Source organism: Caballeronia sp. BCC1704 (genome assembly GCF_902833455.1).
Lineage (GTDB): Bacteria > Pseudomonadota > Gammaproteobacteria > Burkholderiales > Burkholderiaceae > Caballeronia.
Genome location: NZ_CADFFT010000006.1, coordinates 56,117 through 82,750 on the forward strand (window position 1 = coordinate 56,117; position 26,634 = coordinate 82,750).

General features: G+C 60.6%; 20 protein-coding genes and 3 pseudogenes. 6 read left to right on the top strand and 17 right to left on the bottom strand.

Features of this window, described 5'->3' with window-relative positions:
• Window positions 1-151 precede the first annotated feature (151 nt).
• Both HWX53_RS26010 and HWX53_RS26015 read right to left on the bottom strand, forming a co-directional pair.
• On the bottom strand, window positions 152-490 hold the full coding sequence (locus tag HWX53_RS26010; protein ID WP_175946329.1) for a hypothetical protein: 339 nt from the start codon (window positions 488-490) through the stop codon (window positions 152-154).
• Window positions 491-569: 79 nt separating this feature from the next.
• Window positions 570-1,301, bottom strand: a complete 732-nt coding sequence (locus HWX53_RS26015; RefSeq protein ID WP_347879176.1) for a site-specific integrase — start codon at window positions 1,299-1,301, stop codon at window positions 570-572.
• On the opposite strand from HWX53_RS26015, the gene HWX53_RS26020 reads away from it, so the two are divergent.
• A protein-coding gene (locus HWX53_RS26020; protein ID WP_175946331.1) for an IS3 family transposase occupies window positions 1,294-2,474 on the top strand; the annotation gives its coding sequence in 2 pieces (ribosomal slippage) (window positions 1,294-1,546 and window positions 1,546-2,474; 1,182 coding nt in all). The two genes, HWX53_RS26015 and HWX53_RS26020, sit on opposite strands and share 8 nt — an antisense overlap.
• 36 nt (window positions 2,475-2,510) lie before the next feature.
• Here the strand turns inward: HWX53_RS26020 and HWX53_RS26025 are convergent.
• The 4 genes from HWX53_RS26025 to HWX53_RS27985 form a co-directional block, all read right to left on the bottom strand.
• Window positions 2,511-3,911: a phage integrase family protein gene (locus HWX53_RS26025; RefSeq protein WP_244140285.1), complete on the bottom strand. Its 1,401-nt coding sequence runs from the start codon at window positions 3,909-3,911 to the stop codon at window positions 2,511-2,513.
• Complete coding sequence (locus tag HWX53_RS26030) at window positions 3,904-4,326, bottom strand: hypothetical protein (protein ID WP_244140286.1); 423 nt, start codon at window positions 4,324-4,326, stop codon at window positions 3,904-3,906. The genes HWX53_RS26025 and HWX53_RS26030 overlap by 8 nt, the downstream gene beginning before the upstream one ends.
• A 433-nt stretch (window positions 4,327-4,759) precedes the next feature.
• The gene (locus HWX53_RS26035) at window positions 4,760-5,311 is read right to left on the bottom strand and encodes a PHB depolymerase family esterase (protein WP_347879177.1); all 552 of its coding nucleotides are present in this window, start codon (window positions 5,309-5,311) and stop codon (window positions 4,760-4,762) included.
• Window positions 5,263-5,937 (bottom strand): PHB depolymerase family esterase, encoded by a 675-nt coding sequence (locus HWX53_RS27985; protein WP_279612511.1) that lies wholly within the window; start codon window positions 5,935-5,937, stop codon window positions 5,263-5,265. The genes HWX53_RS26035 and HWX53_RS27985 overlap by 49 nt, the downstream gene beginning before the upstream one ends.
• Before the next feature lie 1,018 nt (window positions 5,938-6,955).
• Here HWX53_RS27985 and HWX53_RS26040 point away from each other — a divergent pair.
• From HWX53_RS26040 to HWX53_RS27845, 3 genes are all read left to right on the top strand, one after another.
• Window positions 6,956-7,756: an alpha/beta hydrolase gene (locus tag HWX53_RS26040; protein WP_175946332.1), complete on the top strand. Its 801-nt coding sequence runs from the start codon at window positions 6,956-6,958 to the stop codon at window positions 7,754-7,756.
• A 3-nt stretch (window positions 7,757-7,759) separates the two neighbouring features.
• Window positions 7,760-9,319 (top strand): ATP-binding protein, encoded by a 1,560-nt coding sequence (locus tag HWX53_RS26045; RefSeq protein ID WP_175946334.1) that lies wholly within the window; start codon window positions 7,760-7,762, stop codon window positions 9,317-9,319.
• 450 nt (window positions 9,320-9,769) lie between these two features.
• On the top strand, window positions 9,770-9,973 hold the full coding sequence (locus HWX53_RS27845) for a hypothetical protein (RefSeq protein ID WP_244140287.1): 204 nt from the start codon (window positions 9,770-9,772) through the stop codon (window positions 9,971-9,973).
• Between the two features lie 611 nt (window positions 9,974-10,584).
• Here the strand turns inward: HWX53_RS27845 and HWX53_RS26060 are convergent.
• The 4 genes and pseudogenes from HWX53_RS26060 to HWX53_RS26075 all read right to left on the bottom strand — a co-directional run.
• Window positions 10,585-10,857 carry a hypothetical protein gene (locus HWX53_RS26060; RefSeq protein ID WP_175946340.1) on the bottom strand — a complete coding sequence of 91 codons (273 nt, stop codon included), beginning with the start codon at window positions 10,855-10,857 and terminating at the stop codon, window positions 10,585-10,587.
• Window positions 10,858-10,998: 141 nt separating this feature from the next.
• Window positions 10,999-11,316, bottom strand: a complete 318-nt coding sequence (locus tag HWX53_RS26065; protein WP_175946342.1) for a hypothetical protein — start codon at window positions 11,314-11,316, stop codon at window positions 10,999-11,001.
• Window positions 11,317-11,486: 170 nt separating this feature from the next.
• Complete coding sequence (locus HWX53_RS27850) at window positions 11,487-11,930, bottom strand: ATP-binding protein (protein WP_279612512.1); 444 nt, start codon at window positions 11,928-11,930, stop codon at window positions 11,487-11,489.
• Window positions 11,931-12,170: 240 nt separating this feature from the next.
• Window positions 12,171-12,437 (bottom strand): annotated as a pseudogene (locus HWX53_RS26075) (transposase); the annotation flags it as partial.
• 869 nt (window positions 12,438-13,306) lie between these two features.
• Between HWX53_RS26075 and HWX53_RS26080 the strand changes: the two are divergent.
• A pseudogene (locus tag HWX53_RS26080) lies at window positions 13,307-14,031 on the top strand (IS256 family transposase); the annotation flags it as partial.
• Between the two features lie 927 nt (window positions 14,032-14,958).
• Here HWX53_RS26080 and HWX53_RS26085 read toward each other — a convergent pair.
• The 5 genes and pseudogenes from HWX53_RS26085 to HWX53_RS27855 form a co-directional block, all read right to left on the bottom strand.
• Entirely contained in the window at window positions 14,959-15,231 is a 273-nt protein-coding gene (locus HWX53_RS26085) for a hypothetical protein (protein ID WP_175946347.1), read from the bottom strand.
• Window positions 15,232-16,877: 1,646 nt separating this feature from the next.
• The gene (locus tag HWX53_RS26090; RefSeq protein WP_175946348.1) at window positions 16,878-17,108 is read right to left on the bottom strand and encodes a hypothetical protein; all 231 of its coding nucleotides are present in this window, start codon (window positions 17,106-17,108) and stop codon (window positions 16,878-16,880) included.
• A gap of 86 nt (window positions 17,109-17,194) precedes the next feature.
• Window positions 17,195-17,455: a hypothetical protein gene (locus HWX53_RS26095; RefSeq protein WP_175946350.1), complete on the bottom strand. Its 261-nt coding sequence runs from the start codon at window positions 17,453-17,455 to the stop codon at window positions 17,195-17,197.
• A 1,126-nt stretch (window positions 17,456-18,581) separates the two neighbouring features.
• On the bottom strand, window positions 18,582-18,971 hold the full coding sequence (locus HWX53_RS26100; protein ID WP_175946352.1) for a hypothetical protein: 390 nt from the start codon (window positions 18,969-18,971) through the stop codon (window positions 18,582-18,584).
• Between the two features lie 723 nt (window positions 18,972-19,694).
• A pseudogene (locus HWX53_RS27855) lies at window positions 19,695-19,883 on the bottom strand (integrase core domain-containing protein); the annotation flags it as partial.
• A gap of 1,720 nt (window positions 19,884-21,603) precedes the next feature.
• Here HWX53_RS27855 and HWX53_RS26105 point away from each other — a divergent pair.
• Window positions 21,604-22,779, top strand: a complete 1,176-nt coding sequence (locus HWX53_RS26105) for an NYN domain-containing protein (RefSeq protein WP_175946354.1) — start codon at window positions 21,604-21,606, stop codon at window positions 22,777-22,779.
• A 1,226-nt stretch (window positions 22,780-24,005) separates the two neighbouring features.
• Here the strand turns inward: HWX53_RS26105 and HWX53_RS26110 are convergent.
• Together HWX53_RS26110 and HWX53_RS26115 are read right to left on the bottom strand one after the other, a co-directional pair.
• Window positions 24,006-26,009: a site-specific integrase gene (locus HWX53_RS26110; protein WP_175946356.1), complete on the bottom strand. Its 2,004-nt coding sequence runs from the start codon at window positions 26,007-26,009 to the stop codon at window positions 24,006-24,008.
• A gap of 88 nt (window positions 26,010-26,097) precedes the next feature.
• Entirely contained in the window at window positions 26,098-26,574 is a 477-nt protein-coding gene (locus HWX53_RS26115; RefSeq protein WP_175946358.1) for an RES domain-containing protein, read from the bottom strand.
• Between the last annotated feature and the right edge of the window lie 60 nt (window positions 26,575-26,634).

Here is a 26,634-nt window from a genome sequence, read left to right on the forward strand (position 1 = left end):
CGACAGAGGGTGAAACGCCGGAAGGCGGATCAGGAACGTGACCGTCCCAGGGGCGTCGACGGATTGCTTCAATCCAGAGCTTGCCCAAGGGGGCGACCTGCGGCAAGAACCGAAAACAACGACCCACTGTCGCCATCTGTTCTTTTTCCGCTCAGCGCGTGAATCGCCCCGTTGCAACTTTCCACGCCTGCACGTCGTTATCATCGATCCAACTCGCCGCGAGTTCGCACGCGGCGCGTGCCGCGGCGGAAACAACGTCATCGCGTCGAATCGTCACCTCAACGCTGCTGTCGCTATTCTCTGCAGCGATGTCGCCTTCACGGGGACGCGAAAACGAGATGCCGGTCTCGACCAGCAACTTAATCAGATCGTCGCGAGAGTTCAGCGGGTCGAACTGATCGAGGTTCACCGCCACCACGCGGTCCACATCGGAGAACGCGGCCAGTCCGGCGCGCAGGTTCAATTCTTCATCCGTCATCGTGTTTTCCATGTGTTCCGGCGCGCAAGTGCACGAGAAAGCGCCGAAAGTGTTTGGTCAGTGACGTGCGCAGCGCCGAATGCGCTGCTGCTCACTGCCCCGTCTTATGCGCGGCGACGCCGGCATAGTAGCGAGCCACCTCTTCGACCACGCGCTGCTTCTCAGCCTGGACATAGATGGTCGTCGTCTGCAGCGACGCATGCCCGAGCACCTTCTGCACCACATCGATGGGCACGTCGTCGGCGACCGATTGAGTACCGAAGGTGTGGCGAAACGCATGCGCGTTGGCTTGCCCCAGCCGCATTCGTTCATTCAGGCTCAAGCCGTCCATCGTTTCAACGAGTTCGGTGATCATTCGACTAATCAGCCGGTTCAGTCCATCGGCGGTGTAGCCCGCTTCATTTACAGGCTGCCCCTCCTTGCCCGCCGCGCTTTGCCCGCCCCGATGTCGCCGGCGTGATGCATCGGTCCACGGGATGACGACGGGGCTCAGCAGCGGCCCGCTCTGTTTGTCTTCTTCGGTCGCGCCGTCGAAATCTTGAGCCCGATCGCGCCAATGCGCGCGCAGCGCGGCGAGCGTCGCGGCGCTCACCGGCACCGTGCGTTCGCGCTGGCCCTTGCCGACGAGGGTCAGCTCCCAGACCGGCCGCTCGGGTGTTCCAAAGGATGAAGGGCGCAGATCCTCGCGCCGGGCGCGTGCGGCTTCTTCGCGCCGCAGACCCGAATCGCCCATCAACAGAATCGCTGAGCTTCCCCCGAAATTTCGACTTCCAGCGGGTCGTGTGTAAACTCGATCTGAAGGAAGGAAAAGAACAATGTTCAAGGTACCAAACCAAGCCTATACGGCGGAGTTCAGGGCGGCCGCCGTGCAACGGGTCAAGGATGGACAAAGCATCCGTGCCGTGTCTCGTGAATTGAAGATGTCACCGCAGACCCTGCGCAACTGGGTGAAAGCTGCAGAGGCAGGCAAGCTGAACGGCGCCGGGACAAAGGCTGTGACGCCAGAACAGATGGAACTGTCGCGCTTGCGAGCCGAAAACAAGCGCCTGCAGATGGAACTTGAAATCGCAAAAAAAGCGGCGGCGTTCTTCGCGAAGGACCTCCTGTGAAGTACGCCTGGATTGATACGCAGTGCCGGCACTTTCCGCTGTCGGTACTGTGCGAGGTCCTGTCGGTCAGTCTGAACGGCTATCGAGCATGGAAGCGCGGCGGCGCACCCGAGCGCAAACGCCTGAGCAACGAACAGTTACTGGCGCTGATTCGCACGATCCACGCCGAGGTCAAGGGCGCCTACGGATCGCCGCGGATGACCGAGGAGATTCGCGCGCGCGGCTTTCCGGCCAGCAAGGAACGGGTTGAGCGGCTTATGCGGGAGAACGGTATCCGGGCGCGGCACAAGAAGCGCTACAAGGTAACGACGGACTCGAAGCACAAGCTGCCGGTCGCTGAGAATCTGCTGGAGCGCAACTTTAGGCCGACGGCGCCCAATCAGGTGTTCACTTCAGACATCACGTACATCTGGACCGACGAGGGCTGGCTGTATCTGGCGATCGTGCTGGACCTGTTCAACCGGGAAATTGTCGGCTGGTCGATGAAGCCCCGCATGACGGCGGACATCGTGATTGACGCGCTGACGATGGCGTGGTTCCGACGTCGGCCTGAGCCCGGCGCGCTGCATCATTCCGACAGGGGTAGCCAGTACGCAAGCCACGACTTCCAGCGCAAGCTGACGGAATATGGCATGCGCTGCTCGATGAGTCGCAAGGGAAATTGCTGGGACAACGCGCCGACGGAAAGCTTTTTTAACAGCCTGAAAAACGAGCGCGTCCATGCGACTCGCTATCGGACACATCAGGAAGCGATGGCAGACTTGTTTGAATACCTGGAAGTGTTTTATAACCGCAGCCGTCGTCATTCGTCGCTCGGCTTCGTATCGCCGGTTCAGTTTCTGCAGGACTGGAGCAAAGCTCAGCAGACCAAGGATGCCGCTGCATAACTCGGGACCTGTGGAAGGCGAAAAACCGAGGGAAGCTCACGCCGCGCGCACGGCGCGCCACTGCACGCCGGTGGTCGCCCCGCCCGCTTCTACTGAGCGCACATCGAGTTCGTCGCGCAGCTTGCGCCACAGATTCGCCGGCAAGGCACGTTCGATCTTCATCGCGCGTTCTCGCTTGATCACCCCCGGATCGTTGACTGCCCTCCATGGATTACCGGCGAGATAGCGCACATCGACCCACCAGGCGAACGCGGTCCGCAGTACTCGAACGGTGTACCGCTGTGATTCGGGCGATAACGAAGCCGATCCATTCGCCGAGGCGACGAAGGGTCGCCAACGCGGCGAGTGCCGCGCGAAGCGCTCGCCCACAAAGCGCGGGTCCGGCGCTTTCAGGAAATCCTTGTAGGCCTCGCAGTCGTCCACGCGGAGATCACTGAGCGCCTTGCCGCGCAAGACGACCGCCCATAACAAGAAGCGTTCGAGTTCCTTGATGTACGCGCGCAGCGTTTTCGGTTGATCCCGAAAACGGTTCAGATAGGCACGCACCGCATCGAGATCGTGGCTCGCCTGGATATAACAGAACGCCGTCGCGCGGTTTTCGCCATGCGCGCCGGAGAGCGATTGCGGCACGGCGAGACGCTCGAGCGGCGCGAGAACGAGCCGACTCGTCAGCGGGCTTGCACATTCCGGGCTGCCGCCTGGACCGCCACCGCTCGGGACGCCGCCCGGGCCGCTTCCCGTCACCTTGGTGGCCGGCACCACCTCGACGAGTTCGGCCGCGATCAACGGCACGCCGTCTCTCTCAACCGAGTCGATGTCGGACTCGATCGTTAGTTGCAGAGATGCCTGCTGCTTACGCAGCCAACTCACGATCGCGCGCGCCCGGCCCGGGCCGATGCGCGGAATCGAGCGCCACCAGCTGCCGCCGCGCCGGTTGCAGAACGCCACCAGTTCGCCGAGCGTCTGGATGCCCTCGCCTTTCAGCCGCCGCGCCACGCGTGGACGCAGCCAGGCGCCAATCGGATGATCGGGGCGGGGCGGCAGCGCGGCCAGCTGCGCCGCCTCGGTCACCATCCGAAAGGTCACCGCCGTCAGCACCGGCCGCCCATGCTGACGAATCGACGCGCGCAGGTGATTCGCGAGCGCGGTGGAGCCATGCGCGAGCGCGAGCGCCACCAGCGCGTCAAGCATCGCAGTGAGATGCCGCTCCATCGCGCCGGGCGTCGCCGCGTGCGCATCCTCGTCGGGATCGTAGTAGGTACACGCGATCACCGCAGGCGCGATGCGCTGCACGTAGGCGCGCAGCGCCGTGAAATCCTTGGTCGTGTAGCGCCGCTCGAGGGCGAGTGATTCGGTGAGCTTCTCCGGGGGCCGCGTCGTCTTGGCGGTGAGCTTTTGCGGGGAGGATGTCGTCGCCACGCGCGTGCGTTCAGGCATCGTCGCTCTCCTCGCTTGGCGCATCGCCGGACTCTTCGCCTGATCGATCGCCCGGCGCATCGCCGCCTCTCCCCACATCTATTGACGGCGGCGCCGGGGCGTGCAGCCGGGGCAAGCCAAGTTGCGCGAGCGCATCGCTGGCCTGCGCCATGAACGCCTCGGGCCACGTTGCACACAGGAACTCGAACGCCGTGCGAGCCTCGCGCAGCAGTTCGGCCAGGCGCGCATTTTCCGCAGCGTACGCGGTGACATCGAAATCGGCGCTGCTGTTGGATTCAGGTCGTGCGCCATACATCACGCGCTGCACCAGCTTGACCGCGCCGACGTCCGTGATGAAGTCGATCACCGGCACCAAGCGCGCGTCGTTGATCAGCGCAGCGCCGTAAATTTCGGCCAGCGCGATGACGACCGCCAACTCCAGGCGGGTGGGTTTGACTTGGCAGCAACGGCACCGCGTCGCCGTGCGCGGTCAGCCACGCGGCTGCGGCCCGGCGCTTGAGGGTGATCACCTCGTCGAGTTCGAGCACGACGCGCGCGACTGCCGCGGTCGGCGCGTCGTTCGGCCAACGCTCGTGCTCATCGGCGCCAGCGCGATCGCGGTTCTCATCGTCAAAGTGCTCGCTGCCTTGTGCCACGGCCCCTACCCTCTCAGGTAAATCAGAATTAGGCGATTCTACCCCTGAAACACCATCCCGATAATAGACATTATCAGGTATGCTAACTAATAGCGATCCGGAATCGACGCCACGTTATTTTGCTTCGACGAGAGCGCGGGTTTTGGAAAAGAGCGACGCGACTGATGCAGTTGCCGCTAGGCGCACGTTCGAAATCGCTCGAGTTGAATCACATCAACGGGCCGTCTCGTCTATTTCGAGCGAGAACTGGCTGACAAATCGAACGATCTCCGCGGTGGCATCAGGCCCGCGATGATCCGTATAACTGCCGTCAGCATGGCCGCCCGACCAAGCATGACCAAGACCATGCACCACCCATCGCTCAGCAAGCAGAGACCCGCCCTGGTCGCGCCAAACGTCCCGCGTGTAGTCATGGCGCCCCGGTTCGTGCTCGACCCGCGTCGTTGTGCACACCCTTGCGTCGGCCGCTTGGCTGTTCAACAACCGGCTCATCTCCATGACCTGCTCGCTGTTGAACGGGTGGACGGTGTCATCGGCGTCACCGTGGAAAACAATCAACGGTACAGGCCGCATGGAAGCCCCGCCCTCTTTTCGTTTCGGCAAGCAGATTGTGCCTTGCCCGTCGTTCATCGCGCATAGCGCGGAGAGGTGCTCGTTGGCGACCCCGAATGCCAAGCCTGAATGGATAGCGGCAGCCGCGTAAAGGTCCGGGTGAGTTACGGCCAGATTGATTGCCATGGCGCCACCCGCGGACAGGCCCGCCACGTATACCCGAGCACGATCGACGTTGAACCGGGCAATAAGTCATTCGTCAAGGCGGCAAGCGCCGCGGTTTCACCGGTATCGCGCGCCTGATTCAACGGTATGAACCAGTTCCAGCAACGCAGCAGATTGGCGCTTTCCGGTTGCTCCGGATACACGACAACGAACCCGGCGTCTTCTGCGGCCACGTTCATCTGTGTTCCCGCCGCGAAGTCATCGGGGTGTTGCTGGGCGCCGTGAAGCATCAGCATCATCGGTAACGGCCGACCGTCGTAGCTATTCGGTATGTAGACCTTCGCGCGGTGAGCGTGGCCGCTGCGCTCGACCGTGTGAGTCAACCACTGCGCCCCCCTGATCGCCGGCAGCGCGCGTTTTTCAGCCGATGAACCAGGAGAAGCGGCGGGCGTTTGTGCGCGTACCGCCAAAGTCAAATGGTCACCTCCCTGCACACCGAGTTCGCTCACCTGTTCGTGCGCATTTCCGACCTGTGCCAGCGACGAATCCTGCGCTACTCGGTCGAGGGCCGCATTGTCGCGGCAGGAAACGAAGTCTCCGGATATGAAAGCGCCTGGCATTGCATACGACCAGAAAGTGTTATGCGCCAGAAAAAGCGGGGCGAAAAAATCCATTGACGTCTCCCTACTTGGATCGAGTGCGCATCCAGCGTGATGTGCAGGTTGGAGACGAAGCAAACGGCGATGCGAGAGCTCACAAGAAAGCGGAAAAAGGCTAGAAAAAGAAACGGCAAAGTTCCGAGTGTGTGTGTTCGTCGCCGCCTTTTTCTGATCTGCTCTGCTTCGTGCGCTTTGCTCGTCTCATGCTTCTCACAGGCGGGCGGCATCTAGCAACCGCAAAACCGAGCAACACCTACGCAAGCGGCGAGCCCGTCTCTGTGGCCCCACTTATGGCATCAGCGACCTGCTACCGACCCCATCTCAGCTGGGATTCAAGCCGCGGTCCAGGACCGCTGCAGCGACACGGCGTGGAGCCGGTTGTCTCATCGTGGCAGGCCAATCCTTAACAAATCATCGTCTGCGCGCGGATGCGGTCCGGTGCACGGCAAATGATGCATCAATTTCATTTCCGCTTCGATGGAGTCCAAGACCATCATGGCGCCTGGTCATCTTTGATTCGACCGAACTTTCGCCACGCCACGCACAGGCCCACTCAGCCGATCCTCTGCGGTCGTCGCTTGTCGCAAATAACATCGCGGACTGTATTACGATTGGTCAGCGTTGCCCGGCAATACGAGTGCTTATCGGCGATCTGTCGCCCCCTACCTCGTCGCGAGCTCACCGAATACCGCCGTCGAGCCACACCAAGAAGCACCTTCTGAAAGGACCGGTCGATCTCCAGCGCCTTGCCCACGTGGAACGATCGAATGACTCTGTGGAGCCTGACCGAGCTTCGAACGACGGCGGCGAGGTCCGCCTGAACGCCTAATCCTGGCCAGATCCGGATATCCTAAGGTTCGTATTGAAGCGTTTGGCAGCCGCCTCCGTTCTAACCGGGGCCAACGAGAAAGGAAATGCGTCGACGTTACGTCGACGTGTTTGTACAGTCTTTGGACGAAACTGGTACCCTGCCGCCTACCGCCCGAACGATGTCATCACAAACCGGCGTCAATTTTACGAAGCCAGCAGCTCAATGAACCCCCTGACACGAAATAACGTCCGCATCGAAGGTCGAGGCCCAGCAATGATCTTCGCCCATGGGTTCGGTTGCGACCAAACTATGTGGCGATTCCTCGCCCCTATCCTTGCGCAACGCTATACGACAATCCTGTTTGATCTCGTCGGTAGCGGAAAGTCGGCGCTAAGCGCCTACGACCGTGATAGGTATGCGTCCCTGATGGGGCATGCCGCCGATGTCATCGAGATACTTGACGAGCTCAACTGCCCCGAGGCCATCTTTGTCGGGCACTCCGTCAGTGCTACGATCGGCATGCTTGCCGCCATTGAGCGGCCGGACCGCTTCTCGGCGAACGTGATGATCGGTCCGTCGCCGTCATTCATCAACGACGGCGACTACGTCGGTGGGTTCACCCGCGAAGACATCGAAGGCCTGCTAGAAACGCTTGAGCACAATTATCTTGGCTGGGCGAGCACAATGGCGCCCGCGATCATGGGTGCGCCTGATAAGCCCGAACTGCGCGACGAGCTAACGAACAGCTTCTGCAGAACCGATCCCGAGATTGCTAAGCATTTCGCGAGGGTCACGTTCCTAGCGGACCATCGTGCGGATCTTTCCCGAGTAAGCACCCCTACGCTGATCGTCCAGTCGGATGACGATTTTCTAGCCCCCGTTGGAGTCGGCAGATACATGAACGAAATGATACAGGGAAGTACTCTGTCGATCGTGCGCAACATCGGGCACTGCCCGCATCTTAGTTCACCGGACGCAAGCATCGATGCCATGGTGGGCTTCCTGCGCGAGCGGAACCTTTAGCCGATGAGCGGTCCGTCAGACAGCGATGCTTTCATGCAGGCGCCCTGTGGTCTTCTGACAGCGTCGGCCGACGGATCGATTCTCTATGCGAATGACACGTTCTGCCGGTGGTTGGGCTACGAGCGCGACCAGCTCGTCGGACGACGAAAGGTAGCGGACCTTCTGACCATCGGTGCGCGGCTCTTTCAGCAGACGCACTGGGGACCGCTGTTGCAGCTGCAACGATCGGTGGCCGAGCTAAAGCTAGAGTTGGTCCGCTGCGATGGAGTGAGATTGCCAATGCTGGTCAATGCATCCCGCAGCGAAAGCGAAGGCGGCGACATTGACCAATTCGCCTTCATGGTGGTGAACGACCGCCACAAGTTTGAAATCGAGCTCCTTCAGGCCAAAACAAATGCCGAGCGTGCCCTTGAAGCCAAGCGCCAGGCGGAGTCCGAGCTGAAGAAGGCGAGCGACCTAAAAGATCAGTTTCTCGCGACGTTGGCGCACGAGCTTCGCAATCCGCTCGCCCCAATGTCTAACGTTCTTGCGTTGCTGCAAGACGACGTCGTCGATGCTGAGCGCCTGCGGTGGGCTCGAGAAGTCCTACAACGTCAATTGGCTCAGCTTTCTCACTTGGTGGATGACTTGCTGGACGTCGCCCGGTTCAACGAGGGAAAGATCGAACTTCGCAAGCGTCCGCTGGACCTCGCCGACATGATGCGTGCAGCCGTCGAAGCATCCGGTCCACGGATCGAAGCCGCTTCGCATCGTTTGACCGTCGAGCTCCCGTCAAGCTTGACCGTCGATGCCGATCCGACCCGTCTGCTGCAGATCATGCAAAACCTGCTCAACAACGCAGTCAAATATACGCCGCCCGGTGGCGACCTGGTGTTCGCGGGCTACAGAGACGGTGACGAGGCCGTCTTTACCGTGCGCGACTCTGGTATCGGCATTTCGCCCGAGAACATTGGGTCGGTGTTCGGGATGTTCGTTCAGCTGGGGCGCCCGAAGGGATACTCGGACGATGGGCTCGGCGTCGGGCTCGCGCTCGTCAAGATGCTCGTCGATCTTCACGGCGGCAGGGTTGAGGCGCATAGCGAGGGCCCTGGCAAGGGTAGCCGCTTCACCGTCAGCCTGCCCATGTGCGAGTCGGAGACGTTAGAGCATTCAACAGTCGAACCGGGAGTGGTGCCGGTGCCGCGCCGAATCCTTGTCGTGGACGACAACCGGGATGCGGCGGAGAGCTTGGCCGCAGTGCTCGAAGTGGAGGGCAATACGGTCTCCGTCGCCTCCGACGCCGCTGCGGCGTTGACGGTGCTCGACAATGGCTACTTCGACGCCGCAGTGCTCGACATCGGCTTACCAGATATGTCGGGCTATGAACTCGCGCGGCGAATACGAAGCAAGATGTGCGGGGCTCGGCTGACCCTTATCGCTCTGACCGGCTGGGGTCAGCAGGAAGACAAGACAAAGGCGTTCGACGCCGGGTTCGACGTGCACTTCACCAAGCCAGTTGACGTCGACGAGCTACGCCAAGCGTTAGGCGCTGCCGACGGCGCGCCGGATAACGGGCCTAAGTAGTAGGAAATTGATGGGCTTGCGAAGAAACAGGTCCCAAACTCGGGCTCCCTCCGGAGCCTCTTTTCCGGAAGTCAGCACGAGCGGGACGTTCGCGAATCGGCCTAGCGCCCGTAGAGATCGGCAAAGCTTGATGCCATCGAGCCGTGGCATCTCCCAGTCGGTGATGATGAGGTCAGGCGACGTCCTTTGCGCCTGCGCGAGCGCAGTCACCCCGTCAGTCGCATAGACCACCTCAAAGCCGTGAAGCTGGAACAGGGCGCCTAGGGCTTGCAACAGATCCCTATCGTCGTCTACGAGCAGAACACGCGTCATGGTCACCAATAAAGATGCTTTACCTGTATTTCGCAACCGTCATGCCGCGTCGCTGACTGAGGGCCTCTGAGGGGTGCGAATGGTTAAGCTTGTGCCGTCCGCATCTGTGTCTGCGGAGACGACCTCAACGATGCCGCGATGAGCGATCACAATCTGCTTGCAAATGAAGAGGCCATGCCCCAGACCGGCACCAGCAGCGCTATTCGCGGGCCGATAGTAAAGTTTGAATATTTCGCTTGCGTCGTCGGAAATCGCTGCGCCGCTGTTTCGAAGTGTGAGTTCGAGCCATCCGTCAGCCAAGTGTCGATTGACAGTGACCGGAACCCTTGGCACGTGCGCTAAGCCCGTTGTCCAAGAGGTTTGACAGGAGCTGCTGGATGCGCGCACAGTCGCACCCGACCGTTCCCGCGATGTCTACGGAAAACTCGACTACGCTGCGAATTGGCGCGAGGTCGTCCACGACCGCGCGTAGCGCTGCTTTGAGTCGGGCGTCGGTGCAATGTTGGTTGCGACGCCTCCGCAGAGCCGGGCGGGGGAAAGTCCATCAGATCGTTGATGAGTCCCGCCTTGAGCCTGACCGCCATCTTCAAGCGGCTACCGACGGCCGCCAGATCCGGTTCCGCGGGACGCGCTACTGCGGCGAAGAGTTCGTCGTCGTCCTGCTCGCCTGTGATTCGGCCGCGGCAATGCGCATCGCCGCATCGCAGAGGGCGGCAGTCGAAGGGCTAGGCATCCAGTCGCCATCGAAGAAGCTGTGCACCCGTGACTGTCTCGATCCGCCTCGCATGCACGTTCCTACGCCCGGCTGGGCCCGGCGCCCGCCTTTTAGCCCTTGCAGACGATGCGTTATACCGAGTGAAAGCTTCTGGCCGCAGCATGGGTCGTGGACGCCACGCAACTCGCCGATGGGAGAACGGACTATGCGGCCGTGAGCGCTCGCCACGCCTCGAGCACTACGCCCGGAGGCGGTGCTGGGTGCTACGCAGCGTTATCTGGACCGGCCAGTCCGGGATCGGTGGTTCCCGATGGTCAACATCCGCCATCCCGTAGGCAAGCGCAAACTGCCTAGCCGATAACGCACATGGGAATTGACCCAGCGTACCACTCGCCCGTCTGTCGCCGCTGGGCATACCGATAACGACCATCGCCGAGTAGAAGTCGCCGTCATCAATGGCGATGGGTGACAAAGTGCATCCTTTGTAGAGGACTTCATATTCGGCTTCCATGGCCGGCTCCCTCAGGTCCTAGTGTTTCCTACATACTAGAACACGCGCGGCAATATGTACACGTAGACGAAAGCGCAACAAGTAAATATTTCGAACGGATTATTGGGTAACCTCGTGTGGCGCACGCCACTCAATCGTCAATCATTTCGACCTATCGCTTAGGGTCGAGCGGCGGGGCCAGCTGCCGTCCACACCATCCCCACCGGGCGGGTGGTCGTCGAAGTAGACACTGTTGTTCAGCCGGTCGTACTCGTCGGTTTTGGTCGATACGATTGTGCGCAGCATTTTGATGAACGCGTTGCCGTCCGGCAAGTTCTCTACGATGACTCGAGCAGTGCGCAGCGAGATCCTTTCGTTCACCGCCGCCCCGGTGCCATCGTCGAGCTCAAATTCGAAGCGATGAATCTCGGCCATAGAATCCGCAGGCGCTGGCTGGTGCGAGGTAATTGTCGCTTTCATTTGTTCCCCTTCCGAGTCTTTATGCTGCGATAGCAAAAGATGCACCGTCAGCGTGGGTAACCGCGGGTAAGAGGGGAGATTTCGGAGCGCCATCACGAGGTGAAGCAGTCGCCGCTCCTCCGGTTCCGTTGAGGGCCGGCGGTGCGGCATCGGTTGAAGAACAGCGGTACCTAATAAAAATGTAACAAAATGCTCGCGCGCGGCTTTGTGGGCATTAATCCACCTCCTGCTGCGCAGGTGCGGTGCGGTTCGGCCACTTTGTTGAGGATGAACAGGCCGACTCCAATGCCGACTCTGCTTATGCTTCCGCGCTCGCCGCTTTTGCGCAGACGCCTAAGCGGATCAAAAATTTCACCGTGCTTTTCCGCAGGGATCGGCTCACCGATCTTATGCACGTCGATTCGAACCCACTGATCGGTTCCGGCTGCGGTGACCGTGACCGACGCATCGCCAGCGCCATGTACATTGGCGTTGGCGTTGGCGTTGGCGACCAGATTCGAGACCACTTGCCGCACGCGCGCACGGTCCCAATAACCGTCGAGCGAGCGGTCGACCTTAAGTTCGATCTGCGGTCCGGGTGAAACGCCCGAAGTTCGCCGACGGCGTCCTCGCATACGTCGCGAACCGACATGGGGATCGGCTCGATCCTCAACTGTCCGCCCATTCGCACCTGCGTAAAGTCCAGCAGGTCCCTCACCATCTTCTCCATCGTGCTGGCACTGCTGGGGATACGGCCAGCAGCGATTGCTTCAGGGCCGCACAGCGCCTCGCTGCGTAGCAGATATTGAGCGGACATCACGATCGCACCCAACGGATTACGCAGGTCGTGTGCGATCATGCCGGACAGCAGTTCGCAGCATTGTCTCGTGGATGCGTTGCCAAACTCCCGCCTCTTGCCATGCAACTAGCCTTCGCCAGCATGCGGTGCCCGAGCCACAGCCCATCTCTTGCGGCAGCAAGTTCCAGGCGATGCCCGAGCGCAGCACAAACACGATGCCAGTAAGCACGGCACGGTCCGGCGTCGGCTTGCGCCCTTCATATCGGCGATTGCGGGGCGCCCGCTTGGGCAGCAACGGTTCAATGAGCGACCACAGTTCGTCGTCTATGAGTCCTTTAGGCATCGCTTCCTGTCGGACAAAACAAGACAGTAAGTTAACACCGAGTGGAAAAAGTTAACAGACCCCTATGGGCGATTTCGCAACAGCTTCTTAGTCATCAGAATGCGGCAAGGACAAGAGAAAACCCGTCCTTGCGAGGGGCAGCGACGGGCCAATCGACGTCTAGCGCGAAGATAGACGCAGAGAAGGCGTTCCAGCAATACGTAAGTCAAACTCCCGGTTATCCCCTTCTCGACAGCGCCCGCCCAGCGCCGATTTAGGCCAGCTTAATGAGCTGCCGCTAGGCGGTCCAAGACTTGACCAAACGTGAGCTTGAAGCGCCGCTTCGCGCGCGCGTGGCTGAGCTGATCAACGCGCTTGTAGAACTCTGAGCGCAGGTACGGACTTCTAATCCATAAGCACCTTAGGCCCTGCCCGTCGCGCGTTAGACGAATGTCCATTCAGGCCAAGGAAGGCAGCTAGCGATGAGGCTGACATCGCCGCCGAACCACCACCACGAGCACGCCACCTGGTTGGGGCAGTCCAATTCGCCCTTTGGCCCGTGCGCAAAAAAACGCGCCGGCATGGGTGGTTGCCGGCGCAGGAAAGGCCGACGCTTACGAGGGTTGCGCAGACCGATCCAGACTTTATCCAATCGGGGCACGATCCTATGAGCGCCGTCGAACAGGCCAATCTATTCTGGCTTAATGGACCGCCTGCGTGGCGGCTTGGTCGCCAATATAGGGTGTGTGAACTGGCGGCCGGCCGAGCATCTGACGGATTTAATACGGTCTACGCCGAAGCGCTCGGAGTCCCCGCAGGCACTAGCTGTGGTCAAGGGAATAACCTGGTGTCGACATGACCGGTTAGGCATCGAAGTGTCGGATTGCCTTCTTCGCTTCGAAGATCCAGACGGGCAATGCCTGCTGGTGGTCATCGGCGTGTAGCCGGATGGGCGCAAGGAGCGCGTGACGATCGGCGATGGGTATCGCGAGTCGAAGGCGTCGTGGCAGGAGTTGCTGCTCGATTTGAAATCGCGTTGGCCTGCAGGCCGGTCCGTTGCTCGCAGTCGGCGACGGAGCAATGGGCGCGTGGGCCGCACTGGAGGAAGTGTTTCCCGGCGGCGCGAGGCCAGCTGTTGGTTTTAAAAGACGGGCAACGTCCTGAACGCGCTGCCGAAGTCACAGCAAGGCAAAGTTCAAGCAGTTCGGCAAGCGATATGGATGACCGCGACGTGCGCCGACACGCATGCTGCCTTCGATCGATTCGTGAGGGTCCATCCGGCAAAGTATCCGAAGGCTACTGAGACGTTGAAGAAGGATCGCGAAAGCCTGCTTGCTTTCTATGACTCCCTGCCTGCCACTGGCAGCATTTGCGAACGACAAACGCGATCGAGTCGACGTTCGCGACCGTGCGCCACCGTACTACGCGCACACGCAACTGCGTGTCGGGACCAACCTTCCTGGGTCTGGCATTCAAGCTGATCGAGGAAGTCGAGCAAACATGGCGGCGCATCAACGGCCCCGAACAGATCACGCTGTTGCTGGGAGGCATTGCCTTCAAGGACGGCGAACCGGTGCGAGACGATCAACGGGGTCGGACGAAACTCGCCGCCTGACGTCGCTGTTCATCAACCGCTCATACACCAGACTTGACCCTATCTCGACGCTGCTTAACCCCACCTTCCGCGGTCGCGATGGAAAATTCTTTCGTGATTGACGTGCAACGCTTTGTTGTCGCTTGCTACCGAGCCGTCCGAACCAACAATGTCGGCCAAGCATTGGTGTGTCACTTGGATTCGAAAGATCTGTTGACGATTCGCTGATTGAAGATCTCCGTCCAAGCGCAGCACAGGTAGTTGAGGTGGTGCATTCATGAAGGAACGCCCTAGCCTAGTGATGCACACAGCATCAGCTTTTACCTGTGAGGTTCCATTCGTTGCCCCGCACCGGTCCCGCGAGAAGTCAACGTCTAAACAGCCTAGCGCGCCGACGTGCGTAGGCTGAACCGCGATCGTAAGCGTCTTTTTCGGTTGGAAATTTGACTGCGCTGTCGTGGCGGGCCTCGGTGATTCTGGGACCTGTCAGGTCTATATCAACAACAGTGAAGGCGAAGCCGCCAGCATTCAGCGGATGTACCACGACGTGGTACTCATGATTTCCGACCTTTATCAAGCGCGCCATGGCAAGGCCCAGCGGTAGACGAACACAGAGAGACATTCATTGTGCGCTCTTTCGGAGCCCTGACACGAGATCGGAACGGCTGCAGTCAATTCAGCGTCGAATGACCGATAAAGAGGACAGCGTGAGCGAAATCAACTTACTGATGCTTCACATTGAGGGACCGACGACGTCATAGCCGCGCCGTCGGGCATTCAAAGATCCCGAAGCGACAGCGGCCGTCGTAACGGATTTCGCGACCGTTGGCTTGCGAAGGTGGTTCGACGAGCGAACGTCGACCGGCAGTCTACCAGCGTCGCACGACGACGTTGAACTGGAACATTCGTGTCCCAGCAGCGGCGACATCGCGAGGTTCGGAGAGATATTCAGGCCGGCGCTGCAGCAGCACTCCCATCGTCGGCGCACCCGTCGATAAACCGCTTCGCTTGGCGTTCCGCATATTTGAATCCGTCGTCGGGCGTAAGGAAGTTCAGCTGCTCGGGCAGGCTAACGACCGGCGTCGCGCCCGAGTCGAAGGAACCAATCGTCCAAGAGACAGCGTACCGGGCCTGGTGGCCGTCAAGCGACGGCGATTTGCTAGCAACGACGCGCACGTCGATGGTGAACCCGCGATAGGGCACACACGATTGGTTTTCCATGCTCACTCCCGTTGCACACCTTGAGCGGCATGTGGGACCACTATACGCGCTATATGAGTTGCACGTCCGGAAAAGCGCGCCCCGCTGCGCGCAAGAAGCAACACCGAGGCGCTCCTCTAGCGGTGCAATCGATAACGAGAGACTATATGAGCGGGAACACAAACGACGCTGTTGTGCAATGCCTGTCTGAAGTCCAAGCTAAACTGCTGAACGTGTTATGCGCCAGGAAAAAAGGAGCGAATAAATTCCTTGACGTTTCCCTACTGCGATCGAGTGCGCACTCAGCGTGCCGTGCAGGTTGAAGACGAAGCAGGCGGCGACGCCGGAGCTCGAAAGACGGGCGATTGGTCGCCTTCCAGTTGATCCGCCTGTCTACCAAAACCAGGGATCTTCACTGCCGCTTGGACGCTTCCTTTTTCAGCTTTTTTGCCGCTTTCTTTTCCTTGGGCGTCTTCGTCGCCGCCTTCTTTTGCGTCTTCTTTGCGTCCTGCGCTTTACTCATCTATTGCTCCTCATAGGCGGGCGGTCTCTAGCAACCGCCGCAACTAACAACAGTCACGCAAGCGGCGAGCCTGCCCTGTGCCCCAATTTATGGCATCAGCGACTCGGCTACTCGATCCCATCGCGGGTGGAATACAAGCCGCGGTCCTGGACCGCTTCAGCGACACAACCTCGGACCCGTTGCTTAATCGTTGCAGGCGACTCAGAGCAAAACCGTCGTCTGCGGCGCGGAGGCGGTGAGCGCGGGGCTCGCACGGACGATGCATCGGGCCAATCCGCACCTTCGATCGACTCTGCGATCGGCGGCAGCTAATGAATCCCTATGCACGCTCGAGGGAAGTTGATGAACTTGACAGCGAAACAAATTACGCACCTTGGTCTTCGAGACATCGCGCACTTGCTTGAAGAAATGCGAAATCACCTCCCGAGGCGACCCACGCGTGAGCCCAGCGGGCGCTTCGGTCCACCGTCGGCCTCGGCGGTGAATGAGAGCGAAGCAATGAAAATAAGTAAGTCAACGTCGAGCGCCTAGACCATGAACACGTCAACGAGGGCGACGTTTGGCAGGACTGGCGCGTCAAGCGTGATCTCTGTTCCAAGTCATTGGGCGATGCGCGTAGATCGAGCGCGATCCGGTATCGCCTTACTCGACATCAACATGCCCGGGATGGATGGTTCCCCGTTGCTCGACGACTACGAAACGTTTGAGACGAACGACGTCGGCCTAGCGGGCTTTGCTCCGCATGCCGCGGCCGTTACGCATGAGCCATACTGGACAGCCGGGTTAGATGGATATGGCTAGAAGGGCGACACCAGCGACGCCTCCTGCCGTACTCGCCCGATCAACGCATTAATGCGGTCAGGCGTTGCCCCGAGGCTCACGGATGGCAATCTTATACGGTTGGGCTCGTAGGCCGCGTTCGGAGCATGTTCCATCAGTCATTCTGTTCGTCAAGGTCTTCCTCGAGGAATTCGACCATTCGGTGTTGGGTTCGCGCGATCGATTCTTGCCCGACTCGGTGGTTGACACGTTCAGCTCATCGCGCGTCTTATCGATTTTCTCCTTGCCGCCCCTGATCCCATGCGTCTTGCGCCGCGCAATCCTTGCTCAGTCCGATTGTTGGCTGGGTGCGTTGCGCTCTAGGTTATTCTCCGACTGCTTGGCCGGCGAGGTTAGCGATTGATGCGAGAAGCGCCTCTCCCTGCGGGGTCGAGTGCGCCGATGCCAGGAAATCCACGACCCATGCATCGATCGGCTTTCCGCCTACAGCGATGTTCGGAACGTGGCGGACGACGGGCACATCGTCGGCGCCGCAGTGCACAAACCACCCGTTGCCATATGCGCTCACGTCGAGTTTGACCACGTCTTCGTCCATCTGGAAACTCCGGCGCAAATCGACCGCGGGTCGGCCCATACAGCGATTGAAGCTCATATTTGAGGCGACTGGCGACGAAAAGCTACTCAGGTAGCAAGCGTTCGAGTTTCGTCGTCTGGCGGACCAATGAGAAGGTCGATTGCCGCCTGTCCGGCACACTCGGCAATGAGATACGACCAGCGCTGCGTGAACGGGCCGTTGCGAAGTGACACGCGATGGCCGGACGCGCCAACTACGCTCAGATTGCTGCCTCCGAAAATCTGGAAGCTCACGTCGTAAAAATCCTCCGACGCGGGCGCCAGGGTGACGTGGATCTTGAACCCACGGTACTCGATGATTCGAAACATAAGGCGTCCTCAACTTGAGATACCGTGCCTCGATCGGGAACGGTGACGGGACCGGTTGGCTGCGTTACTACGTTAGATGGCGTTCATTCTCTGTGGCCAAGGGGCGGGCCGTCTGTTTGTCGTCGAGAAGGAGCTTGGCGGGACAGCGGCATGAGATAGCCCGCAGGCCGTAGAGCAAGTCGCGCGGGAAACGGGCACGTACCCGGACCATATCGAGGTGGACTAGGCCGCTTCAATCCGCCCTCAGGGTCCCTGCGGTATGGCCGTTGAACAGCCGCCTCTCCAGAACATTACCTTCGATGGCATGTTTTGTTTCAAGCCGCTCATATACGGGCCGCCTTTGTCGCTCTAGCCGCTAATCCCGCCCTCCCTCGTGACGGTGTTTAACCTCACCGCCGCAGTGCGATACGGTAGTCGTACCACCTATTCGCACGGTGTCTCCGATGGATGCCCTGCTGCGGCCCATCGAAGGGCGCGCCTGCTGCCCGCGCCCATAGCCGTGCCCACCTGCCAGCCTCGGCTTTCTCCATCGGCGTAGTGGCCACAATCAATCGATGCACTGCCTTGTCGAGGTGGCGCAACGCATCGGTCTGATACGGGCGTTGAACGCGTCTATGCATGAGCACCTCTCGATCTGAGTTGTACGGAACGAAATTCTTCGAGTTGCTCCGAGCCGTGCCGCAAATGTTCCGCCCTGTGTCCCGTAACGTTCTGGTTCGAACCGAGCAAGACACGGCGAATAAGCTAACGCTACCCTTCCCGCCCGATTCGCGCTACCCACCCAAGTCAGCTAAAGTGTCCAAATGGACAGTCATTCAGCACAGCCCTTGCAAGCCATCAGGGAACAAATAGCCCGGCTAGAAGCGAAGATTGCAACGCTTCACCTGTTGATTGGGAACCGGTCCATGTCCTTCGACGACTTGCTAAGAGCCTCGAATCTGCTCGGGCTGCTCGGGCATGAGCTGGACCACTGGAGAGCCCTAGAAGAGCTCGTCCGTCGTTCTACGCCATAAGGCCGCCCTACCCTTTGATTGGATGCGCTGGAGCAACAGCGACCGAAAAGGACGATACGGTGGAATCTGCGATATGTGCGCGGCGGTGGCCCCCTCGACTCACGCAGGCCGATTCAATCACGGATTGGTTCACGATAAACCCGTTCCGGCCAGTGCTCATTGGGGTAGCAATATTCATCAGTTTCGAAACCGAGGACGTCGAGTAGATACGGCGTCGTTAGGCACTCGATAGCACCACTCAGACCGTACCGCCAATGCGACAGGAAGCTGCGCTCGTCGTGGAACGCATTTCGGCAGGCTGCGCATTGAATGAAACGCTCCCGATACTCCGGCACCAGAGCCTTCGAGGCCCTATGGATACGGTCAAGCTCGGCCACCTCTCTGAATAGGCTGGCGCTGGCCGTGCGTTGCATTCCGCCCCCGTTGCGCCATTCTTCGGCGCGCTTTCTTGCCGCCGCTATCCGAATTCGTACAGCTTCCTCTCGATCCGTTATGTAGCCCATGCCTTTCTCCCTGAGGAATCGTGCCGTTCGCGTGCGCAATGCGCGCGATGCTACGGCGGTCCGGAATGCTTCAGGCTCCGTACCCCTTCGCTCGATCCCGGCATCGCCTTCTAGCTGTGAACTGAGCGGCATTCGGCACGCTTTGGTGACCCGCGAGCCTCGTCTATTCTCTGCATTCCCTCGGCCCTGGATCTCCTCTATCGTTTTACACCTTCTGCTCGATGCTAGATAGCGGCAATTCATGCCGATAGAGCCATACGGCGAAGTGCGGTACGCGCCGACCGCCCGGCCGAGCGGAACGGCTCTCCGCAGCTAGGACAGACGTTGTTAGCATTAGACTGGTGCACGGTAGCTCAGGCGTCGGTGGCCTGAGATTCTCCCGGCCCTCATGAACAGGCGACCCTAACGCTCGGGAAAGCGCGGCGGGATCGGCTGCTCGGATTGGAATCTATTAGCCGGCAATCTCCCCCCGTGTTTTGACACGCGCATCGGCATGACTGGGCGTGTCGCCGTGGTAAGGCCAATGCGTCAGAAGGGGCGCAACCCGACGATACGAGTTGAGGTCGGGGCGACCGTTACAAGTTAGTGAGGTAAGTCGGCCGTGCATTGCGCGGGAAGAGGTGAGAGGTGGCCTCGCTGGTTCGGACACTTCTTGATTACTAGATGGATGGTGAGTAGTCACGCTGCTGTTCTAGTCACAGGCAGCGTTGCAACATAACCGGTCTACGGCGTACGGTCCGCCAGCTCGAATCAGGCCGTCTCGTTTTGTACGGATCGATATAGTCTTCGATTGAGCGTCGTGCACGGCTGACCGATTCGTAAGCGCGCAGGTAGACTTCATCCCACTTGATGCTGCGCCGCACGCACTCGACGAACCGGGTTGTCGCGCCAGGCACCCTAGCCGGCCATCGATCGACGGACGCCCCGGCTCCCCACGGCCTCGGTGAATGCACTCACCGTGAACTGCATGCCCTATCGGTGGTCTCGGTGTAGGGCAGCCGGTAACGGGAAAACGCTTATCTCAGCGCATCAACGGCATGCACCGCTTAGCGCTCAAAAATGCTTCGCTCTCTCGGTTCACCAATGGACTCGCTACGCGTGACGCGCACTGTGCGTTGCGTTCGCCGCGCTATCGGATGAACTTCGTTCGATGAACGGGAGCGCCCATCCTTTCTCATCCTCGGCGAGACGCCACGCTTGTTCGATCGCCTGCTGTACGATCGACCCATTGCCGCACCGTTCAATGGCAGGGCCGTCATTCTGTCGGTGGTCCGACGGGGGAGTCGCGCGGACAAGGTCAAGAGCCCGCTTGCTATGCTGACCGGTGAACGTTAACTGCTCGAACACATCCGCTTCGATTTGCTGTAGCAAAGACCCCGTTAGGACGCTCGCAGATCTGTACCGAGCAACGGTAGCTGGCAGCACGTCACGGATTGCTGCGTCAAGCGCAATCATAGCGTCCATGGCCCCTCCAAAGCCTGGCGGAGTTTCCCCAGACTCAATGATTTGTGAACGGCATGTGCAGAGCGCTTCGCGGTATCTGTCGGGCGCGCGCAGCACCGCCAACGCTGCGGCATGTTCCGCATTGGTCCGAAGCCTGCGTCGCAAGCGGCCAAGTCCAACAAAGGCGAGAATGATTGCTGCGAGTGCGATCGGGACTAGAGGGAGGTATGACGCTAGCTGTCGAGTCGCCTCACTGCCTCCCGGAGATGGAACGGGGACCATGTCTGTTTCCTTTCTCTTAGATGCACTACGCGCGCTGAGCAATTTCTGAGCCAACTGGCGAAATTGCACACACGTGTGGGGCGACTAGAACTCCTTTGGCTCGTCTCCGATCCAGTCGGAGGCGTCGTTAGAGATTTGCTGCACTAGACTTCGGATAGAGCGAGGTCGTTGGCAACGACGCATGACCGAGAATCGTTTGAACTATGAAGGTCGGCAGCGCGCGCGACGGTGCGCGTCCCAGAAGTATGTTGGAACGCATCGGCCGAGGTGTTGGCAAGCTGTGAGCATATGCTCCGTGCTGAGTTCGGCCAATGTCGCCGTATGGGCGCTCAGCCGCTGCATCGCCATCCAAGCGATCGGGCCCAACGCGTCAACCGTGTAAGGATCCTCGGCTTTTTGCCCGTTCTGTCCGTGTCGCCCGCTCTCTCCGAGCGGGCATCATGCCGCTGACCTGGGCACCGGCGGCGCTCCTTTGACGCCGCTGCGGCGAGCGGGCCCTTGATTGCGCCGCCGTGGATCCTTCCGCTCGACGCAGATGTGGACAGCGGCAGCAACTTCATCGGGCGCGGGGCATCGACGACCGGCGCATCGACCGGCAAACTCGGCGCGGCAATAATCGTTATCTGATTTGTTGCAAGGCCCATCCCCGTCACGACCCAGCGTCCGGACCTTGGACGATTCTTGGTGAGCGCCGCAAGCAACGCATCCGTCCCGGGGAGCCGCGCGACCTTCGATGCGCACGCGCGCACTGACTCCTCCGCAGCCAAGGTTGCTTCTGAATGTTTGCAGCCCGCAGTCCCCAAACGGTCACAATATCTTCGGCGGACAGTCCACTGAGTCGCGATTTGCAGATTGACGGCGCGCTATCATGCGTTCATTGAATGCACGGCATCAACAGGAGAATCGTATGGCCGGACCTCAGGAAAGCGTCAACATGGCGTTGTTTTGCGATTTCGAGAACGTTGCAATAGGTGTACGGGATGCGAAGTACGAGAGGTTCGATATCAGACCGGTTCTCGAGCGTCTACTGTTGAAGGGAAGCATTGTCGTCAAGAAAGCCTATTGCGACTGGGACCGTTACAAGGGTTTCAAAGCGTCGATGCATGAAGCCAGTTTCGAATTGATCGAAATTCCGCATGTGCGCCAGTCAGGTAAGAATTCGGCCGATATCCGTCTTGTCGTCGATGCGCTCGACCTTTGCTACACAAAGTCACATGTCGATACTTTCGTAATCATTAGTGGGGACTCCGACTTTTCGCCGCTGGTTTCCAAGTTACGAGAAAACGCAAGGAAGGTGATCGGCATCGGCGTTAAGCAGTCCACGTCCGACTTGCTCGTAGCAAACTGCGACGAATTCATCTTCTATGATGATCTGGTCAGCGAACAACAACGCGCAAGCGCGAAGCAAGAAGCGCGTGAAGCCAAACGTATGTCAGAAGAAGATCGTCAGCCGAAAGAGGAAATCGAGGCGCGTAAGTCGCACGCGATCGCCATCGCCGTTGAAACCTTCGAGGCGCTCTCGTCTGAACGTGGCGAAAGCGGCAAGATCTGGGCCTCCGTGCTCAAAAGTGCGATCAAGCGACGCAAGCCTGGCTTTAGCGAAACGCAGTACGGGTTTAGGGCGTTCGGTAACCTGCTCGAGGAGGCCCAACTGCGTGGCTTCTTCATCGTGGGACGGGACGACAAAAACGGCGCCTTCGTTTCTCGCTCGTATGCCACAAGTGCGAAAGACGCGGGACAAACGGCTGCACCTGCCGGCCCCAGAGAACACAACACGACCGAAACCGGAAGGCCCAAGGAAACGCAGAAAGCGGCGCCGGCGAATGGGCCAGAGAAGGAGGTAGTCGTTGAAAGCAAGAAGTCTGAACCACTGAACGAACCGAAGAACGAGAAAGCGTCGCGGCAGCGCCGCGCTAAGAAGACCGCAGCAAAGGAATCACCATTCGAGAAGCCCGACAAACAGGACGATAAGCAGGCAGTGCAGGGAGCGATAACGGAGGAACAATCGGCGAAGCCCTCGCGTAAACCGACTTCTCGGAGCCGCGCTTCTCGCAAAGGCGTTGAGAGCGCCACCAGCCAGTGACTGCAAAAACGGACCGTTTCCGTAGCTCACAGGGAGCTTTTATGCGCGGCAGAGCGCCCGCTCAGTAAGGATGGCAGAGCGCGGAGACGCCGGGTGACACCGCTGCCCGAAGCGTAGCTGAGAGCTACTGCGAACCTCGCAGCACGCCAACGGGGCCGTGCTTGGTGTTGTCAATCTAGCCGTCTATCGGCGAGCGGATCGTCGCAAGCTCAACGTTCAGCCGTTGCAATGCGCGCGCGCATTGCCGATCTGCGCGTCAAGCATGGTCAATATAGCTGGACGCCGTCAGCGCCGCGTAGTCGCGCCTGGCTATCTAGGACCAACCGTCTAGACTAGACTGCTCGAGCGATCCTTCGTTTTCGACGTGAGCGTGAATCGCCGCCTACCTTGGCGGGTGTCGGCTGCGATGCATGGTAGCCGTGTCGGGCGGTTCTCGCCGAACGGCAGTCGTTGGCCAAAAGGGCGAACCCGTGCGGGCCGCCGAAGTCGAACGGCTTCTCATACCCGATCCGTTTTGGGCGCGACGTTCTGACTACGGCGCGCAACTCGCCGAGCAAGGCGAACATCAAAACAGCGATGTTCAGACACTAGAAGTTCTCGCGGGCGAACGATGCAAGCGGGAGACCCAATCCGACGAGGCGTTCTGTGACGGAGCCGTCGCCATACGACCGCGAGGTTTTCCACAGCTTACGTGGATAACCGTGTAGATTACGCCGCGACGCATGCGCTATGTGCTTGACCGGAAGGACTAATTGGACAGTAATGCGACGGGCGACACGACGGCGTTAAGTCAAGCGCAGAGCGTGCATGGTATTCGCGCGCATCATGGCGTGACGCGGGCCGCAATGCGCGAGCGTACACTCCCGAGCGTTCGTTGTGCAGCGTCTAGTCGATATGGCAGGCCAGCCAGCCATCCGGCCTGAAAGAGTGCGCCAACGCGGAATTCGACCAAGCGTCAGATCATATTTCCGAATCCGCGTTCTGCGCAGAGAGATTACCACCGGAGACAAGGAATAAAGGAAGTGTCGGCACAGGCAGCTTTGCGCGTGCACTTAAGCCCTGCATGATCTCGGCGCCGAATGGGCGGGGTCTACGATGGCTGATTCGAAGAAGAATGCGATCAGCTACATGCATCCTTGGATAGTCGTCCCTGCCTGCTTCGTTCCGCGCTCCCGTGTTAGGGTTGAGTGGCCCACCTTGAAGTGCCGGCCGCTCGAAGATCATTGCTATTCCTCGTCAGTTGCGTAGTAGCGTGCCGCGGCCTCCAGCATGCGCCGACGTTCCGCGCGTACATAAATAGAGGTCGTCTGCAACGACGCATGACCAAGAATCGCCTGCACGACATCCGTCGGCATCTCGCGCGCGACGGCGCGCGTGCCGAACGTATGCCTAAAAGCATGTGCCGACGTGTTCGCCAGCTGCACCAGGTCATCGGTGCTGAACTCGGCCAGCGCTGCGCTTTCCTTAGCCAGCCGTTGCACAGCCATGCGTACGAGCCGTCCCAACGCATCGACGGTATAGGGCGCATCGTCCGCGGCCTCGTCGTGCCGCTCAAGTGCCGCACGCGTGGCCGGAATCCACTGCGGCGCGACCAGCGGTCCCTGCGCTTGCGGCGCATCAAAGTCGCGCCCCCTGTCCTGCCAATGGGCGCGCAGCGCGGCGATGGTCGCGCCGCTCACCGGGACGGTGCGTTGTTTGCGGCGCTTGCCCACGATGCTCAGCGTCCAGACGGCTGACGCGCTACGGCGAGGCTCGGTCCTGCTAACTGGCTCAGCCGGAGTCGTCGTTCCCGAAGTTCCTTGCACCGCCGTACCTGACACGGTAGGCCGCAACGCACGCCGATCCTCGGGCACCTCGGCGATCCGCAAGCCTTCGCGCCGCGCCAATGCGGCTTCAGCCCGCCGCAGCCCGGAATCGCCCATGAGCAAGATCGCCGCCCGCGCCGCGCGCCACTGCCGCGCCTCCGCATCGGCATCGGTATCAGCGGGACCGGCATGGGGAGCGGCATCCAGCTCGCCCGCCTGCCGTCCCTCGCATCGTGCGTCCAGGGCCTGGCGCACCTGCGCCCAGAGTTTCGCCGGCAGCGCCCGGTGCACCTGCACCGATAGTTCCCGTGTCACGGTTGCCGGCTCGTGGACCGCAGTCCACGGATTGCCGGCGAGATAGCGCACCTCGACCAGCCACGCAAACGCCGCGCGCAGCACCCGCACCGCATAGGCCTGACTGTCGGCCGAGAGGCCTCCCGGCGCAAATGGGCGCCACCGCCCACTGGTGCGCGGGCGCTTGGGTCCGGTGAACGACGGCAGCGGCGCCCTTAGAAATTCCTTGTACGCCTCGCAGTCCTCGACCGTGAGCGACGACAGTGCCTTCTTTCGGACCACCACGCTCCACAAGATCAGCCGCTCCAGCTCGCGGGTATAAGCCCGCAAGGTCGTTGGCCGATCCCGATAGCGATGCAGGTACGCGTGCACCGCCGCCAGATCGTGCTCGGCCCGGATGAACGCGAAACTCGTCGCCCGATTGAAACCGGTCGCCCCCGATAACTCGGCCGGCACCGCCAGCTGCTCGAATGGCGCCAGGCGTGGTGTGTTCGGATCACCGCCGACCACAATCACGCGATCGTCGCCCTTCCCGGCGCTCGCGCTTGCCGGCACTAGGGAGGCCGTGTCAACGTCGGCCGCGACCTTGGCGCCGAGCGTCGCTTCATGCCGCCGCAGCCAAGCAACGATCGTGCGGGCGCGCAGCGCGCCGATGCGTGGCACCGAGCGCCACCAGCTGCCGCCGCGGGCATTGCAGTGCTCAATCAGCGCGCCGAGCGTGCCGATGCCCTCCCCGTTTAGCCGTTGTGCGATCAGCGGCCGGAACCACAGGTGCACCGGATGCGTGGGGAGCGGCACGGCGGCCGCGAGCGTCGACGCCTGCTCGACCATGCGCAAGGTCATCGTGGTGAGCTTCGCGCTGCCGTGCTGCCGAATGGACGCCTTCAGGTGATCGGCCAGCACCGACGAGCCGTGCAGGAGCGCGAGCTGGACGAGGTCATCGCGCATCGTGCGCAGATACCGCTCCATCGCGTCGGCGCTCGCCGCATGCGGCGCGTGCTCGGGATCGTAGTAAAGGCGCGCGATGGTGGCTGCGGGCAGGCGCTGCACGAACGCGCGCAGCGCCGTGAAGTCGGTGCGCGTATAGGTGCGCGGCGGCGGCAGGGTCAGCTGTTGCGGTTGATTGGCCATGGCGGTGCGCTCGTTGCTCCATCAACGGAAGCCAATGCTTCCCACGTGCGGCTCGTTCGAAGAGCCTCTAAAACAAACGACGGTGAGCTTATTCAGGTGATGCGCCAGGTCCGCTCACGAATAGCCGTTGATCCCACACGACCGGCTGCGGCGCCGATACAACCAGCCGTCCGGCCTCCGGATGCGCGGGATTGACCACGGCATTGCATTCCGCCCTTGCCACCACCGACGGCACAATCAAGATGGCCGAGCGCGCCTCGTCGATCCACCGGTCGCCGAAGCGCCGCGCGGCCTGCGGGTCGGGCGAATCCCAACCGGCTGGCAGGTCCTCGACGCTGACCCGCTCCACTGCTAGGTCCTCTGGCACCTCGGCTTCAACCCACACGTGGTGCTTCGGCACCTTGCCGATCCGCGCGTGCACTAACACCTCGAGCATCGCCCCCGCAAAATTCAGCGCGCCATAGATCACCGGCCGCCCGGGACTATTGAAGCGCCCGCCGACCAGCATCGCGCCGGTGCCACTCCAGACCGGGTGACGCCGGTCCGCAATCCGAAAAATCCGCATCAGCCCGATACCCCAAGCTCATGCTCAACCACCCCTATATAGAGAGTCACGCGGTCCATC